The following is a 15626-nucleotide window of genomic DNA, read 5'->3' on the forward strand; positions in this document are numbered from 1 at the left end:
CCGCCGAGGCGCGCGCCGCCGCCGTACGCGACGGGCTGACCCTGGCCGGCGCGGCGCTCGCCGTGCCCGGCCTGGTGGGCGACGGCGGCCTGGTCCGGCTCGCGCCGAACCTCGGCTGGCGGGACGTGGACGTGCCGGCGCTACTGGCCGGGCACCCGCTGGCCGAGCCGGTCGACGGGGTGCCGCCGCTGGTGGTCGACAACGAGGCCAACCTGGCCGCCCTCGGCGAGTTGTACGCGGGCCCGGCCGGCCCGCGCAGCTTCCTGCACGTCACCGGCGAGATCGGCATCGGCGCCGGGATCGTGCTCGACGGCGCGCTCTACCGGGGCGCGCGCGGCTGGAGCGGAGAGATCGGTCACTTCCCGGTGCAGCCGCAGGGGCGGCCGTGCCGCTGCGGCGGCCAGGGCTGCCTGGAGCGGTACGCGGGCCAGGAGGCGATCCTCGCCGCCGCCGGACTGCCCGGCGCGGAACTGCCGGCTGACACCGCCGCCACCCGGCTCGCCGACCTGGCCGAGGCCGGCGACCCGGCCACGCTGACCGCCCTGACCGACGCCGGCACCGCCCTCGGGGTGGCGGTGGCGGGCGTGGTGAACCTGCTGGATCTGGACACCGTGGTGCTCGGGGGCGGATACGCCCGGCTCGCGCCCTGGCTGCGGCCGACGGTGGAGGCGGAGGTCTCCCGGCGGGTGCTCACCGCCGCCTGGGCACCGGTGACGGTGCGCCCGGCAGTGCTCGGGGCGCAGTCCGCCGCGGTCGGCGGAGCCGGCTCGGTGGTCCGCCGGATCGTCGACCGGCCGGTGGGGTGGCTGGCCCGGGCCGGCTGACCCGGATGATCCTCGACGGGCATTCCGTGCCTGCGCTCGGTACGCTTGCCGCCAGGCAACCTGTCCGCCGAGTGAGGGGTGCACCGACAGCATGCGCACGGGTCGACCGACCGAAGCGCCCGGCCACCGGAGGTGACCGCCGCGCGCCGGGGCGGTGTCGCGGGGCCGGTCAGCGGCGGTGGACACGCTTCGCGGAAACGGCCCCGGCGGGTTGCCGGGGTCGCACTGCCGGCTGACGACCACCTGGCCCGGGAACTGCTGGACGGGCTCGCCGAGGCCGTCGTGACAGTCGACCACGCGGGCGTGGTGACGCTCGTCAACGCCATGGCCGCCGATCTGCTCCCCGAGGTGGCGCCCGGCGTCGACCTGGCCGCGTGCCGGGTGCCGGCGCTGGCCGACGCGGCCACCGCCGGATCGGACGCGTTCGAGACCGACCACCACGGCCGGCGGCTGCGCGGCGTGCGGCGCCCCCTGGCCGACGACCGCAGCGCCTGGTACGTCCGCGACGTCACCGAGGAACACGCGCGTACCGACGCGCTGCTGGCCGAACGGTCACGCACCGCGTTCCTCGCCGAGGCGGGCAGCCGGCTCGGGCTGTCCCTGCACCGCGAGCAGACGCTGCGCACCGCGGTGACGCTGCCGGTGCCCTACCTGGCCGACGTCGCGGTGGTGGTGCACCGCCCGCCGCCGCCCGCCGAGGACCAGCCGCACTGGATCCGGTACGCCACCGGCGATCCCGGCCCGGTCACCGGCCTGGCCGGCTGGCCGACTGTGGAGTCCGTACCCGGCCTGGTCGAGGCGCTCGACGGCGACCTCACCGAACCGAGTCCCTGGCTGGACGCCGAGCTGGCCGATCTGGCCGAGGTGCTGCCCGCCGGGTTCGGCCGTCCGGGCACCGTGTTGATCAGCCCGATGCCGAGCGCCGGTGGTCCGGCCGGCGCGCTGGTGCTGGCCCGGCGCCCGGAGCGGCCCGGCTTCGACAGGCGGGAGATCGGCCTGGCCCGGGAGTTCGCCGGGCGGGCCGGCGCCGCGCTGGCCGCCGCCGAACTGTACGGCGAGCAGGCCCACCTGGCCCGGGTGCTGCAGAACAGCCTGCTCCCGCCGGAGCTGCCGCGCCTGCGCGGGATGACGCTGGCCGGCGGTTATCGCGCCGCCGGGGACAGCCTGCGCATCGGCGGCGACTTCTACGACCTGTTCCCCACCGGCGACGGCGGCCTGTTCGCGCTCGGTGACGTCTGCGGCAAGGGTGTCGGCGCAGCAGTGCTGACCGGCCGGGTCCGCCAGTCGCTGCAGACCCTGCGCCTGGTCGAGCAGCGCCCCCGGCAGCTGCTGGAGCTGCTCAACCGGGCGCTGCTGGACGCCCCCGACGCGGCCCGCCGGGCCCAGTTCACCACGCTCCTGCTGGGCGCGCTGCGCCGCGAGCCGGACGGCGGGCTGCTGGTGCGGCTCGCCGGTGGCGGGCACCCGTCCCCGCTCGTCGTCCGCGCCGGCGGCGGGGTGGAGACGGTCCGGGTGGGCGGCATGCCGGTGGGCGCGCTCACCGACGCCCGGTTCGCCGGCACCGAGGTACGGCTGGCGCCGGGTGACCTGCTGCTGGCGTACACCGACGGGGTGACCGAGGCCCGCGGCGGCCCCACCGAGCCGGCCATGTTCGGCGACGCCCGGCTGCGTCAGGCGCTCGTCACCGGCACCGGGCTTCCGCCCGCCGCGCTCGTCGAGCGGGTGCTCCAGCTCGTCGACGAGTGGCTGGACGGGCAGCCCCACGACGACATCGCCATGCTCGCCGTGGCGGCCGGGTGACACCGCCGCCGCCGGACCGCCCCACCCCCGCGGCCGAGCGCCGGATCGGGCCGGACACGCTCGTCGCGTACCTCGATCACCTGGACGCCGCCGACCGGGCCGGCGCGGTCACGCTGGCGCGCGGCCTGCTCGCGGACGGGTTCTCGGTCGCGGACGTCCTGGTCGACCTGGTCGCGGTGGCGCAGCGGGAGGTCGGCCGGCGCTGGCTCACCGGCTCGTGGAGCATCGCCCAGGAGCACGCCGCCACCCACGTCAGCGAGCAGGTGGTGGACGCGCTGGGCGCGACGGTCGGCCCACCGCGACGCGGGCACGTGGTGATGGCGTGCGTGGAGGGCGAATGGCACGCGCTTGCCGCCCGCATCGTCACCGAGGTGGTCCGGGCGGCCGGCTGGCGGGTGACGTTCCTCGGCGCCAGCGTGCCGGCCCGGCACCTGGTCTCCTATCTGCACCAGACCGGTCCGGACGCGGTGCTGCTGAGCTGCGTGCAGCCGAACCGGCTGGTCCGGGCGGCGCGGATGGTGGAGGCCAGCCGGGCGGCCGGGGTGCCGGTGCTCGCCGGTGGTCCCGGCTTCGGCCCGGACGGCCGGTGGGCCACCGCGATCGGCGCGGCGGGCTGGGGCGCCAGCGCCCGGGACGCGGTGGAGCTGCTGGAGCGGCCGCTGTCTGCCGCGCACACCGGCGCGCCGCCGCCCCCGCCCGACGACGCGTACGTGGCGGTGCTGCACCGGCGGCGTGAGCTGGTGCGGCTCGCGCTCGCCACGGTGGACCCGCCGCCGGAGAACGCCGAGGACGTCGCCGCCGGCATCGCGCACCTGGTGGACGCGCTGATCGCGGCCCTGCGGGTGGACGACGACCGGCTGCTGCGCGACTTCGTCGGGTGGCAGGAGGAGGCGCTGACCTCCCGCGGCGGCCGGGCCCTGCTGGACCGAGTGCTCGACACGCTGGAACGGGCGCTGACCGAGCATCCCCGGGTGGTGGCCCGGCTGCGGGCCGCCCGCGAGGGCGCGCCGGACGATCCCGCCCGCGCCGGCTGAGTCAGGCGGTACGGGCCACCGGAGGCTCGCCGGCCGGCCGGGCGGGGTCGCCGATCCGTTCCCCGGAGGGCTGCAGCATCGGCCAGCCCTCCGCCACGGTGGCCTCCCCGCGCCGGCCCACCTCGTCGAACTCGCGCATGCCGCGTACCAGCGCGGCCCGGCCCTCCGCGCTCATCCCGGCCAGGATCCGCTCCAGCCGGTGCCGCCGGTCGGCACGCAGCTCGGCGAGGAGCCGGAGGGCGGCGGGCGTGAGGTGCAGCGAGATCTCCCGCCGGTCGTAGCGGCCCGGCTCGCGTTCCAGCATCCCGGCCGCGACCAGCCGGTCGCACAGCCGGCTGGCGGAGGAGAGCAACATGTCGGTGAGCGTGGCGAGACGGCGGAGGTTGATGCCGTCATACTGCTCGACGACCATGATCGCGCGTAGCTGGGCACTCGACAGCCGGCTGGTGGTGCGCTCCCGGGCCGCCTCCCAGACGGCGAGCAAGGTGCCTGCCGCCTCGTCCAGGGCGGCGGACATACTCGTTACAGGTTCCCGGGGACTGCGCTCTTCGGTCATGGTGGGGCCGAGACTACCCCCCGGATCTGCCCGGCGACCTGTGCAAAGGAGCAAAGATGAGCGGAGCGGAGGGCCACGCGCGCCGGGTCCTGACCGAGGCGCCGACGGATCTCATCGTGGACCGGCTCGCCGCCGAGCTCGCGCGCACGTACGGCGTCACCCACACCGAGCTCTACCAGGTCGACTACCGGCTCGCCGAGCTGCTGCCGCTGGACGACGGGCCCTCGGTCACCGGGCCCGGCCACCCGGCCTGGCGCGCCTTCGACCACCAGGAGCCGGTGATCGCCGACGGCGTCGGCTGGTTCCCGGTGGGCATGCGCGGCGAACGCCGGGGCGTGCTGAAGGTCTCGCCGGTGCCCGCCGACCCGGACGCCCGCCGGGAAATGGACACCATCGCCACGGTGCTCGGGCACGAGCTGAGCGCGGTCATGGCGACCACCGACATCTACCGGACCGCCCGGCGCAGCCGGCGGCTCACGCTGGCCGCCGAGATGCAGTGGGAGCTGCTGCCCGGGCGCAGCCGGATCCGGCCGTCGTTCAGCCTGGCCGGGCAGCTGGAGCCGGCGTACGCGGTGCGCGGGGACAGCTTCGACTGGTCCGACGACGGGCACCGGCTCTGGCTGGCGGTACTGAACGGCTATGGCGAGGGGGTGGCGGCGGCGCTGCTCGCCTCGCTGGCCACGTACGCGCTGCGCAACGCGCGCCGGGCCGGGCTGGACCTGGCCGACCAGGCCGCGCTGGCCGACCAGGCCATCTACGCCCAGCACCGGGGCGAACAGCACGTCTCGGTGCTCCTGATCGAGCTGGACCTGGCCTCCGGCGAGATGACAGTGGTGGACGCCGGTTCGCCGCGGCTGCTGCGGCTGCGCAACGGCGCGGTGACCGAGCAGGAGCTGGAGAAGCAGTTCCCGCTCGGCATGTTCGAGGGCACCGACTACCGCCCGCAGCGGTTCCGGCTGGAGCGCGAGGACCGGCTCTTCGTGGTCAGCGACGGCGTGATCGACGCCACCACCGAGCAGGTGCGCTACGGCGAGGTGGCGCTGGACCGGTTCCTGCGCCGGACCGGCCCCATGGAGCCGCTGGACGCGGTCCGGTCGCTGATCGGCGACCTGCGGGCGTTCGTCGCCGGTGACCTGGTCGACGACGCCGTGGTGGTCTGCCTGGACTGGCTGGGGCCGCAGCCCTGACCCGCCCGGTCAGTACGCGCCGCGGCTGTTGACCACCGCGCCGAACGTCTTCCACAGGATGGTCAGGTCGGCGGCCAGGGACCAGTTCTCCACGTAGTACAGGTCGAGCCGGATGCCGTCCTCCCAGCTCAGATCCGACCGGCCGCTGACCTGCCAGAGGCCGGTCATGCCGGGCTTGACCAGCAGCCGGCGTGCCACGTCGCCGTCGTAGCGGGCCACCTCGGACGGCAGCGGCGGGCGCGGGCCGACCAGGCTCATCTGGCCGAGCAGCACGTTGGCGAGCTGGGGCAGCTCGTCCAGCGACCACTTGCGCAGCAACCGGCCGACCCGGGTGACGCGCGGGTCGTCGCGCATCTTGAACATCAGGCCGTCGGTCTCGTTGCGCGCGGCCAGCTCGGCGAGCAGGGCGTCGGCGTTTACGACCATGGTGCGGAACTTGAAGACGCCGAACTCCTCGCCGCCCTGGCCGACGCGGGTCTGCCGGAACAGCACCGGACCCCGGCTGTCGATCTTGATGGCGAGCGCGATCACGATCAGCAGCGGCGCCAGCACGAGCAGCGCGATCAGCGAGATCGACCTGTCGACGAAGCCCTTGACCAGCTTGCGGGCGCCGCGGAACTCGGGCGCCTCGACGTGGATCAGCGGCAGGCCGGCGACCGGGCGGGTGTGGATGCGGGGGCCGGCCACGTCGGTGAGCGCCGGCGCCACCACCAGGTCGACGCCGGTGCCCTCCAGCTGCCAGCCCAGGCGGCGCAGCCGGGTCGCGGTCAGCTCGCCGGAGGCGGTGACCGCCACCGTGTCGGCGCCGATCGCGGTGGCCGCCTCGGGGATGCCCCGGAAGCTGCCGACCACTGGCACGTCGCCCAGGCGTTGCGGCACCGGGGCGAGCAGCGCGTCCGGGATGCACGCGCCGACCACCTGGTAGCCGGCGTACGGTTCCCGGCGCAGCGTGTGCACCAACTCCAGCACGTGCGCGGTGTCGCCCACCACGAGCACCTTGCGGGACCAGCCGGCGCCCCGGTCGCGGGCCCGGTGCAGCCGCTTGCGGGCCGCGAACCGCGCCACCTCCAGGCCGATCGTGCCGACCGCGAAGGAGATGGCCAGGAAACCGCGGGAGACGCCGACGTCGGCGATGTACCCGGCGATGGCGATGCCGCCGGCGAGTCGCATGCTGGCCGCGCTGACCCGCCGGTACTCGTCGGCGCCGTAGCCGAGCACCTGGTCGTCGTAGCACCGCATCGCCTTGAGCGAGACGAGCCAGACCAGCAGGAGCACCGGGGCGACCACCACGTACGGGATCTCGGAGCCGGTCGGTTCCTCGTCGCCGAACCGGGCCAGGTAGCCGACCAGGATGGCCACGGCGAGCACGGCGGTGTCCAGCACCACCAAGACCCGGATGTAGGCCCGCTCCGCCGCTCGCGTCGTCTTGCCCGGGCGTTCACCACCGGGTCGCGACGACGTGGCAGGGGTCAACAGCGTCGCCGAGGTCACCGGCCCTCCCCACTTCGCTCAGGACCGCCCCGTCCCCGCCCGGCTCCGGTGTGGAGCCCGCGGTCGAGGCACCCGGTCATCATGCCTGGACAATTATGGTTACCGATTGATTCGGACGCATTACCGTCAGTTCTCATCCCGTGTCTTGACCCGGGAAGCCTTCCGCCGTACCGGATTTCCGGTACGGCGGAAGACTAGCGCTGAGCTTCAGGTCAGCGGGGAGCGGGCGGCCGCAGCGCGATCGCCCGGAGGAAGATCTCGCCGATCTTGCTGGGGTCGGTGGTGACGAACGCGCCGCCGCCGGTGACCTTGGTGATCGACTCCAGCTCGGCCCGGTTCACCTCGGTGCCGATGCCGATGATGACGACCTGGACCGGCTGCTCGTCGTCCTTCAGCTTCTTCAGCTGGTCCAGCAGTTCCTTCTGCGAGATGCCGTTGTCGTCCTCGTTCTTGCCGTCGGTGAACAGCACGATCGAATTGACCTTGCCCGGCTCCCAGTCCTGCTGCACCTTCTTGTACGCCGCGAGCATCGTGTCGTACAGGCCGGTGTCGCCGCTGGAGGGCTTGATCGAGGCCAGGCCGCGCTGGAGGGCGCCCCGGTTGCTGGACAGAGGCTTTATTCCGACCAGCTCACTCCAGTCCTGCGAGCCCTGCAGGTTGGTGGAGAACGTCCAGAGGCCGATCGACCAGGAGTCGTCGAACAGCCCGAGGCCCTGGCTCGCGGCGGCCACCGTGACCTGCTCCCGGCTGGCGCCGTTGGCGGTCGCGACCGGCTTCTTCATCGAGCCGGAGACGTCGATGACGCAGAGCATCCGGCCGGACTGGGTGGCCACCGACCAGGTGGTGGTGGCGGTCGAGATGGCACCGGGGTCGAGGTCGGCCGCGCCGCCCTGACCCGACGGCGGCACCTGGCTCGCGCCGCCGTTGGCCGGGCTCGGCGCGCCGGTCGGGGCCTGGAAACCCCGCCCCCAGTTGCCGTCCGGCGCGCGCAGCGCCTGCGAGGCGAGCCGGTCCTTGAAGCCCGGCGTCCGCAGCACCTCGAAGAGCACCTTGGCGGCGGACGCCTTGGCCGGCTCGATGCCGGGCAGCACCGCGAACGGGTAGTCCAGCGGGATCGGCGCCGGCTCCAGGTAGAGCGCGGCCAGCCGGATCGGCGGCTTCGTGCTGTTGTAGGCGATCACGTCCTCCTCGGACAGCGCCGCCGCCCCCAGCCCGTTGGCGATCGCCGTCGGGTCGGACGAGCGCGGGAACCGCGCGAGGAGGTCCTGCCGCAGTGAGGAACGGTTTGTCGCCAGCGCACGCAGCGCGCCGACCATCGCCTCCTGCGCCTTCGGCGAGCCGGAGTCGCCGGTGGAGCTGGCCGCGGCGGTCAGCGACAGCAGGCCGGACAGGCCGGCCGCGTCCTGGGTCGGCTCGACGATCCCGGCCCGCAGCGGCTTGCTGGCGGTGACCTGGGTGAGCAGGTCGGACCAGCGGAGCTTCTTGTCCGGCCACCCTATGCGGGAGGCCACCGGCTCGGGTAGCGCCACCACGACCGGGCTACGCGCGATCGAGGCGCCGTTCGTCGGCGCGAACGCGCTGGCCCCGCCGCTCTTGAGCCGGACCAGCCAGGTCGAGGAGTCCGGCACCCAGACGTCCGGGGTGACGGCGGTACCGCTGGCCTGCCCGACGCCGGCGAGCGTGGCACCGTGCTTGCTCGCCACCGCGGCGGCCACCTCGACCGACTCGGACGAGGCGACGTTCACCGCGATGCACGTTCCGCCCACCGCCGCGCCGTCGGAGACCCACTGGTCGGCGGCGGCGCGCACCGCGGGGGCGATCTCCGGGGCGGTCGCCACCGACAGCTCGATCCGGCCCGAACAGTTCGGGCCGGCCAGCTGCTGGTAGCCGAACCAGGAGCCGGCTACGACGGCGACCAGGGCCGCCGCCACGGCGGCGGCACCTGCTCCGCGGAGGTGAGAACGCATGCGATGGCGGCCAGACACGGTGACCATCTTGCGTACCTCGTGGGGTTACCACCACAACCGTTCGGACGAAAGTTACGCAGCAGAAACAGTTGATCAGCTAACCCATACGCTAAGTTACCAGTCAGTCATTTATGGTGATGTCAATCCACTTCGGACTGTCACTTGGTGACCGTCCGGTCACGGTCGGACGCACGTCGGGCTCGCCATCGGCACCGGCTCCCCCACCGGCTCCGGCACCCCGCCGTCCGGATCGACCCGGAAAATCCTGATCATGTCGGCCCGCTCGTCGGCCACGTACAGGTGCTCCCCGGCGAACGCGAAGTGCCGCGGCCACTCGCCGCCGGTGTCGACCTCGGCCACCAGCTCCGGCGCCGGGCCGTCGAGCGCGAAGACGGAGATCGTGCCCACGCCGCGGTTGCCCACGTAGAGGAAACGCCCGCCCGGCCCGACAGTCACCTCGGAGGGCTGGACGTGCCCGGTCCGGCCGCTGGCGTCGACACGCGTCCGCTGCCGCGGCCCGTCCGGCGTCAGCTCGTACGCGGTGACCGTGGCGTCAAGCTCGCCGACGAGCCAGAGGCGGCGCCCGTCCGGGTGCCGGGCCAGGTGCCGGGGCCCGGTCCCGGGCGCCGTCCGCAGCCGGGGCTCCCGCTCGGTCAACCGGCCGGCGTCGACCGCGTACCGGTAGACGGAGTCGGTGCCCAGGTCGACGGCGAGCAGCCCACCGCCGGCCGGGTCGGGCGAGACCATGTGGCAGTGCGCGTGCTCCTGCCGCTGCGGGTCGGCGCCGTGGCCGGAGTGCCGCACCAGGTCGGTGTGCTCCCCCGGCACGCCGTCGGCGTCCAGGCCGAACACCGCCACGCTGCCGCCGCCGTAGTTCGCCACGAACAGGTGCCGCCCGTCCGGGGCGACGGACAGGTGGCACGGCTCCGCGCCGCCGGTCTCGCGGACGCCCAGCGGCGCGAGGTCGCCGTCCGCCGCCACCCGGAACGCGCTCACCTGCCCGTCGGGCAGCTCGTTGCACGCGTACAGCACCGGCAGCGCCGGATGCCGCACCAGGAAGGACGGCGACGGGGTGACCGCCACGACGCCCAGCGGGGTCAGTTCCCCGGTCGCCCGGTCCCGCCGGGCCGCCACGACGCCCTCGGCCCGCCCGCCCGTCTCCGCCGTGTAGCCGCCGATGTGGACGATCTCGTCCTGCCCGGTCACCGCACCCACCTCTCGTCGGTCCTGCCTGCGATCCAACCAGAGGCTTCCCGGTGGCGCGCCCGGTCGGTCCACCAGGCCCGACGGATCGGGTACGGCGTGGTCAGCCCACCGGCACCGGCTCGCCGCGCTGCCGCGCCACGTGCTCGACGAGCGAGATCAGCACCAGCTTGCCGGACTGCCGGTCCCGGGCGTCGCAGAGCACCAGCGGGACGTCCGGGTCCAGGTCCAGCGCGTCGCGGACCGCCTCCAGGCCGAACCGGCGGGAACCCTCGAAGCAGTTGACGCCCACCACGAACGGGATGCCCCGCTGCTCGAAGTAGTCGATCGAGGGGAAGCAGTCGGCCAGCCGCCGCGTGTCGGCCAGCACCACCGCCCCGAGCGCGCCGAAGGCCAGCTCGTCCCAGAGGAACCAGAACCGGTCCTGGCCCGGGGTGCCGAACAGATAGACCTGGAGGTCGTCGTTGATGGTGATCCGGCCGAAGTCCATCGCCACCGTCGTGGTCGACTTCTGCTCGACCCCGGAGACGTCGTCGGTGCCGAGCCCGGCCCCGGTCAGGACCTCCTCGGTCTGCAACGGCCGGACCTCACTCAACGCGCTGACCAGCGTCGTCTTTCCGGCGCCGAAGCCACCGGCGATGAGGATCTTCAAAGCCAGCGGCACTCGTGGCGCCCCCGGCTCCCGGTCATAGCGCACGGAGTCCACTGACCACCGCCTTGAGGATGTTGTCGTCGGGCAGGTACGCGGTGGCCGGTGGCCGGTGCACCGCGACGAGCTCATGGGCGAGGAGGTCGCCGAGCAGCACCCGGACCACGCCCACGGCGAGGTCCAGGTCGGCGGCGAGGTCGGCCACGGCCTTCGGCCGCCGGGCCAGCTCGATCAGGCGGCGGTGCTCCGGCTGGAGCCCGGGCGTGCCGGCCGGGTCGGCACCGGGGACGGCGAGCACGAACGCCAGCAGGTCGAAGCCGTCGACCGGCGGGCGCACCCGGCCGCCGGTGAGCGTGTACGGGCGCACCACCGGGCCGGCGTCGGCGTCCAGCCACTCGTGCTGCGGCCCCGGCGACTCAGCGCGCATCGGTCCGCTCCCCCGCCACCCGGCTCGGCGCGGCCAGGTTCTCCCCGACCCGGATGACGAGCATCGCCATCTCGTACGCCACCAGGCCGATGTCGGCGTCGGCGTCGCTCGCCACCGCGAGGCAGGCGCCCTGCCCGGCGGCGGTCACGAACAGGTAGGCCGACTCCATCTCCACCACGGTCTGGCGGACCGCGCCGCCGCCCAGGTGCCGGGTGGCGCCCTTGGCCAGCCCGGAGAAGCCGGACGCCAGCGCGCACAGGTGTTCCGCGTCGGTGCGGTCCTGGTCGGTGGAGGCGCCGAGCAGGAGCCCGTCCGCCGAGAGCACCACCGCCTGGCGGGCGGCGGGAACGCGCTCCACCAGGTCGTCGAGCAGCCAGTCGAGATCGGCGTTCTGCCGCGTCGTGTGCACCACTAGGCGTCCCTCTCAGTCGCGGTTCGTTGGTCCGGCGCCGGCGGGGCGGGCTGAACGGCCGGCCCCGCGGTGGTGGACGGCGTACCGGTGTCGCGCGTTTCGGTGGCGGGGGTGGCCGGATCGGTTCCGGCGGCGCGGGAGCCGTCCCGGCGTCCGCGGGCAGTGCCGGCCTGCAACGCCGACATGGCTCGGCGGGCCTCCTCGGGGGTGCGGTGGGCCGGGGTGTCGGCGACGGCGGCGCGGGGACGGGCGGTCGCGCCGCGACGCCGGATCCGGCGGGGCAGCCCGTCGTCGTCGGCGGGTGGCTCCACCGTGGAGGCCCGCGCCGACTGCAGCGGGACGACTGTGCTCTCCGACCGGTCCCGGCCCGGCCGGACCGGCCGCCCCGGCCGGGGCACGGTGGTCAGCCGGGTCACCTTGGCCAGGCGCCGCCGTTCCGGCCCGGCGGAGGCGTCCGCGCCCACCGGCGGCTCGTCGGTGATCAGTTCCGCCGGTACGAACACCGCTGCCACGATCCCGGCCGGGCGGGACGGCCGCAGCTCCACCCGGACGCCGTGCCGGGCGGCCAGTCGCGCCACCACGAACAGCCCCAGCCGTGCGCTGCCGGCCGGGTCGAACTCCGGTGGCTCGGCCAGCTTGCGGTTGGCCTCGGCCAGGGCCGGCGCGGACATGCCCAGCCCTCGGTCGAGGATCTCGATGGTGTAGCCGCCCGGGACGCTGCGGCCGGTGACGTCCACCCGGGTGCCGGGCGGGGAGAACGTGGTCGCGTTCTCGATCAGCTCGGCGAGCAGGTGGATCACGTCGCCGACGGCGCGGCCGAGCACCCCGGCCGGTGCCACCTCGCCCACGTCGACCCGGTCGTACGCCTCGACCTCGGAGATCGCGCCGCGCATCACGTCGACAGCGGCGACCGGGCGGCGCCAGCCCCGTCCGGGCGCGGCCCCGGCGAGGATGACCAGGTCCTCGGCGTGCCGCCGCAGCCGCGTCGCCAGGTGGTCGACCTGGAACAGCCCGGCCAGCTCGTCCGGGTCCTCGGTACGCCGTTCCAGCCGGTCCAGCAGCGCCAGTTGCCGGTGCACCAGCCCCTGGCTGCGCCGGGCCAGGTTGAGGATCACCTCGTTGAAGCCCCGGCGCAGCGTCACCTCGTCGACGGCGGCCCGGACCGCGGTCCGGCGCACCTCGTTGAAGGCGCGCGCCACCTGACCGATCTCGTCGCCGCCGTGGTCCAGCTCGGGCGCCTCCCGGGCCACGTCGACCTCCTCGCCCCGGCGCAGCCGCGCGACCACGTCGGGCAGCCGGCGTTCCGCCACCTCGGTCGCGGCCGCCCGTACGCCGGTCAGCCGCTGCGCCAGCGACCGGCCGACCCGGAGCGCCACCAGCACGCACACCACGATCGCGATCAGGCCCAGCACACCGGCGGCGGCGAGCTGGACGAGGATCCGGGTGGCCATCGGCACGGACCGCTCGGCGAGGGCGTCCGCGCCGCGCAGCTCGAAGTCGCGCAGGCTCTGCCACACCTCGGCGTGGCCGGTCTCCCACGCCCGCATGTCGAACCGGGCGGGCAGCCCGGGCGAGCGGATCAGGCTGTCCTGGAGCGCGCGCAGCCGGAGGAACCCGGCGCCCTCGGTCATCCGCTGGTAGGCGGTCCGCTCCCCGGCCGGCAGGTCGGCGACCGCCGTCTCGGCCAGGAAACGCTGGTTCTCCACTGTGCGTACCAGTTGCTCGTGCTCGCCGTCGGCGTACCGCCCGGCCGTGACGGCGCCGGCCAGCAGCGCGTCGGCCTGCCCGAGCAGCTCCCGGGAGCGGCCCAGCGCGGTCAGCGCGGTGGCCTCCCGGTTGAGCTGCGCGTCGGGCAGCGCGGCCATCGCGCCGAACGCCTGGAACGCCGAGCCGATCATCCCGCTGTAGAGGCCGACGGCGCCGGCCCGGTCCACCTTGCGGTCGTCGATGAACGTGCGCCCGGCGGGCAGCGCGTCGAGCGCCGAGACGAGTTGGTCGAGCCGGTTGTCGAGCTGGGCGTCGGCGACGTCGCGCAGGTCGCCGCCGTCGACCTTGCGGCGCAGCTCGACGATCGCGTCGTCGGTGCGTACCCGCTGTTCGGTCAGCTCGGGGAGGGCGCGGTCGCCGGCGAGCTGGACCACCGACAGCCGCCGCTCGCGTTGCAGCTCTGCCACCACGGCCTCGCCGGGACGGCCCAGGTCGTAGAGGAGGGTACGCGCGGAGAGCAGGTCGAGTGCGGGCCCGAAGGTGAGCGTCGTGGCGAAGATCCACAACGCCAGCAGCCCGGTCACCGGGCCGATGACCAGCGCGGTCAGCTTGGCGCGGATCGGCCAGTCACGGGTGTTCAATCAGACCTCGCCCGGGAAGGTGTCGCTCGGTGGCGCCGGCAGCGGCCGTCACGTTCGCCGGCCACGACGCCGGGCCCCGGCCCGGACGCCTTGGGCAGGATACGTAATCCGGGGCGGATGCACTACCGGCCGTCTCGGCTCTCACTACGGTCCGAGACGGGCACCGCGGGCGCAGTCGGACACCGGTCCGGCACCGGACGGCGGTCGCGACACCGCGCCTTTTTTCCGGAGCGGGGCGGAAAGTGCCGCACAACGGGATTGGCGATCACCCGCACGAGGGAATACCACCGTGCGAAGGAGGAGCCATGTCGTCCACCCAGGTAGTCGTCATAGTCATCGTCGTCGCCGTCATCGCCGCGCTCGTCGCGGTCGCCGTGGTCGCCAGCCGCCGCCGGGCGCTGCGCGAGCGCTTCGGCCCCGAGTACGACCGGGTCGTCGCCGAGCAGGACAGCCGCAGCGCCGCCGAGCGCGAGCTGCGGGAACGCGAACGCCGGCACGCCGAGCTGGAGCTGACCCCGCTGAGCCCGGAGTCCCGGGCCCGCTACGCCGCCGCCTGGGAGGAACTCCAGGTGCGCTTCGTCGATTCCCCCGCGGAGACCGTCGGCGAGGCCGACGAGCTGGTCAGCCGTCTGATCGCCGAGCGCGGATACCCCACCGGGGACTTCTCGGACCAGATCGCCCACCTCTCCGTCGAGCACGCCCGCACCCTCACCCACTACCGCGACGCCCACGAGATCCGGCAGCGCAACGAGCGCGGTGAGGCTGGCACCGAGGACCTCCGGCAGGCGCTCGTGCACTACCGGGCCCTCTTCGCCGACCTGCTCGGCGAGGAGCCGGTGCCCACGTCCACGCAGCAGCCGGAGCAGCGCCACCCCGACCACGACCACGACCAAGACGTCCCGAGCCGCTGAGGAGGCCGCCGCCATGCGCCAGGATGAACAGCAGGTCACGCAGGACCACCCCGAGGCCGTCCGGTCCGCACCGGTGCCGGTGCCGCAGCCGGGCGAGCACGCCGACACCGACCGCCGCCACGCCGACCGGGCCGACGTGCCCGAGGACGCGCTTGACGACCGCGGCACCTTCGACGACCCGGCGGTCACCGACGAGCGGCGCGACGCCGAGGTGGACGAGACCCGCGCCTACGACGCCGGGGAGCTGCGCGACGCGGACGACCGGGCCGACGACGACGGGCGTGCCCCGTACGCCGAGCCGGCGCCGCTGCCGACGGCGTTCGGCGCGGCCACGGTGGGCGACGCGGTAGCCGCCTCGGCCCTGGCCGGCGGCCGTCCGCAGGACGAGCGCGACGCGCGCGGCGAGGACACGGCGGCGCCGGGCGACGGCGCGCCGGGACGCACCGACCCGCTGGACGACGAGCGGGCCGACCCGACCGCCGGGGACCGCCTGCACGACCGGGACCGCTGGGACGCCGAGCACCCCGGCGCCGGCGACCATGACGTGGACGGCGACGGCCGGGACGACCGCACGGTGGACACCGACGGCCGGGACGACCGCATCGACGGCGTCGTCAGGAACGACGCGGTCGCCGACGGCGCGGTCGGGTACGGCAGCGCCGAGCCCGGCCTGGTCGACCCGGACGCCGAGCCGGTCCCCGCCACCGACGACGCCGACCGGCGGCACGACCGGGTGGACACCGACACCGCGGTGGCGGGCGCGGCAGCCGCCGGCACGGCTGGCGCGGGCCTGGCCGGCGTGGACCGGCCCACGCCC

14 protein-coding genes are annotated in these 15626 nt (G+C 74.9%); 6 read left to right on the forward strand and 8 right to left on the reverse strand.

The window, feature by feature from the left end:
- The 3 genes from AC2CHG_RS22905 to AC2CHG_RS22915 form a co-directional block, all read left to right on the forward strand.
- Nucleotides 1-824, forward strand: an 824-nt coding sequence (locus AC2CHG_RS22905) for an ROK family protein (protein WP_484525538.1), incomplete at its 5' end; no start/stop codon positions are given.
- 132 nt (nt 825-956) lie between these two features.
- A complete protein-coding gene (locus AC2CHG_RS22910) occupies nt 957-2624 on the forward strand; it encodes a PP2C family protein-serine/threonine phosphatase (protein WP_484525539.1) in 1668 nt (555 codons plus the stop codon).
- The gene (locus AC2CHG_RS22915; RefSeq protein WP_484525540.1) at nt 2621-3658 is read left to right on the forward strand and encodes a cobalamin B12-binding domain-containing protein; all 1038 of its coding nucleotides are present in this window, start codon (nt 2621-2623) and stop codon (nt 3656-3658) included. The genes AC2CHG_RS22910 and AC2CHG_RS22915 overlap by 4 nt, the downstream gene beginning before the upstream one ends.
- Before the next feature lies 1 nt (nt 3659).
- Here AC2CHG_RS22915 and AC2CHG_RS22920 read toward each other — a convergent pair whose 3' ends face one another.
- The gene (locus AC2CHG_RS22920; protein ID WP_402807103.1) at nt 3660-4175 is read right to left on the reverse strand and encodes a MarR family winged helix-turn-helix transcriptional regulator; all 516 of its coding nucleotides are present in this window, start codon (nt 4173-4175) and stop codon (nt 3660-3662) included.
- Between the two features lie 95 nt (nt 4176-4270).
- Between AC2CHG_RS22920 and AC2CHG_RS22925 the strand changes: the two genes are divergently transcribed.
- The gene (locus AC2CHG_RS22925) at nt 4271-5401 is read left to right on the forward strand and encodes a PP2C family protein-serine/threonine phosphatase (RefSeq protein WP_402807106.1); all 1131 of its coding nucleotides are present in this window, start codon (nt 4271-4273) and stop codon (nt 5399-5401) included.
- Nucleotides 5402-5410: 9 nt separating this feature from the next.
- On the opposite strand, the gene AC2CHG_RS22930 is transcribed toward AC2CHG_RS22925, so the two are convergent.
- From AC2CHG_RS22930 to AC2CHG_RS22960, 7 genes are all read right to left on the reverse strand, one after another.
- A complete protein-coding gene (locus AC2CHG_RS22930; protein WP_262014067.1) occupies nt 5411-6892 on the reverse strand; it encodes a sugar transferase in 1482 nt (493 codons plus the stop codon).
- A gap of 212 nt (nt 6893-7104) precedes the next feature.
- Nucleotides 7105-8859, reverse strand: coding sequence for a substrate-binding domain-containing protein (locus tag AC2CHG_RS22935; protein WP_402807110.1), 1755 nt, complete (start codon nt 8857-8859; stop codon nt 7105-7107).
- Nucleotides 8860-9036: 177 nt separating this feature from the next.
- Entirely contained in the window at nt 9037-10065 is a 1029-nt protein-coding gene (locus tag AC2CHG_RS22940; RefSeq protein ID WP_366623218.1) for a lactonase family protein, read from the reverse strand.
- A 100-nt stretch (nt 10066-10165) separates the two neighbouring features.
- The gene (locus tag AC2CHG_RS22945) at nt 10166-10768 is read right to left on the reverse strand and encodes a GTP-binding protein (RefSeq protein WP_013288179.1); all 603 of its coding nucleotides are present in this window, start codon (nt 10766-10768) and stop codon (nt 10166-10168) included.
- Nucleotides 10749-11138 (reverse strand): DUF742 domain-containing protein, encoded by a 390-nt coding sequence (locus tag AC2CHG_RS22950; RefSeq protein ID WP_366623220.1) that lies wholly within the window; start codon nt 11136-11138, stop codon nt 10749-10751. The genes AC2CHG_RS22945 and AC2CHG_RS22950 overlap by 20 nt, the downstream gene beginning before the upstream one ends.
- Entirely contained in the window at nt 11128-11550 is a 423-nt protein-coding gene (locus AC2CHG_RS22955) for a roadblock/LC7 domain-containing protein (protein ID WP_013288181.1), read from the reverse strand. The genes AC2CHG_RS22950 and AC2CHG_RS22955 overlap by 11 nt, the downstream gene beginning before the upstream one ends.
- Nucleotides 11550-13898 (reverse strand): sensor histidine kinase, encoded by a 2349-nt coding sequence (locus AC2CHG_RS22960; RefSeq protein WP_484525541.1) that lies wholly within the window; start codon nt 13896-13898, stop codon nt 11550-11552. Before AC2CHG_RS22960 ends, AC2CHG_RS22955 begins: the two co-directional genes overlap by 1 nt.
- A 305-nt stretch (nt 13899-14203) precedes the next feature.
- Here AC2CHG_RS22960 and AC2CHG_RS22965 point away from each other — a divergent pair, with 305 nt between their 5' ends.
- Entirely contained in the window at nt 14204-14809 is a 606-nt protein-coding gene (locus AC2CHG_RS22965; protein WP_484525542.1) for a hypothetical protein, read from the forward strand.
- Between the two features lie 13 nt (nt 14810-14822).
- The coding region (locus tag AC2CHG_RS22970; RefSeq protein WP_484525543.1) for a hypothetical protein at nt 14823-15626 on the forward strand (804 nt) is incomplete at its 3' end.

The organism is Micromonospora sp. ATLC20, from assembly GCF_057196585.1.

Coding starts and splice junctions, on each gene's coding strand:
- AC2CHG_RS22965 (WP_484525542.1), top strand. CDS start 14,204: ATGTCGTCCACCCAGGTAGTCGTCATAGTCATCGTCGTCGCCGTCATC.
- AC2CHG_RS22950 (WP_366623220.1), bottom strand. CDS start 11,138: ATGCGCGCTGAGTCGCCGGGGCCGCAGCACGAGTGGCTGGACGCCGAC.
- AC2CHG_RS22935 (WP_402807110.1), bottom strand. CDS start 8,859: ATGCGTTCTCACCTCCGCGGAGCAGGTGCCGCCGCCGTGGCGGCGGCC.
- AC2CHG_RS22925 (WP_402807106.1), top strand. CDS start 4,271: ATGAGCGGAGCGGAGGGCCACGCGCGCCGGGTCCTGACCGAGGCGCCG.
- AC2CHG_RS22920 (WP_402807103.1), bottom strand. CDS start 4,175: ATGTCCGCCGCCCTGGACGAGGCGGCAGGCACCTTGCTCGCCGTCTGG.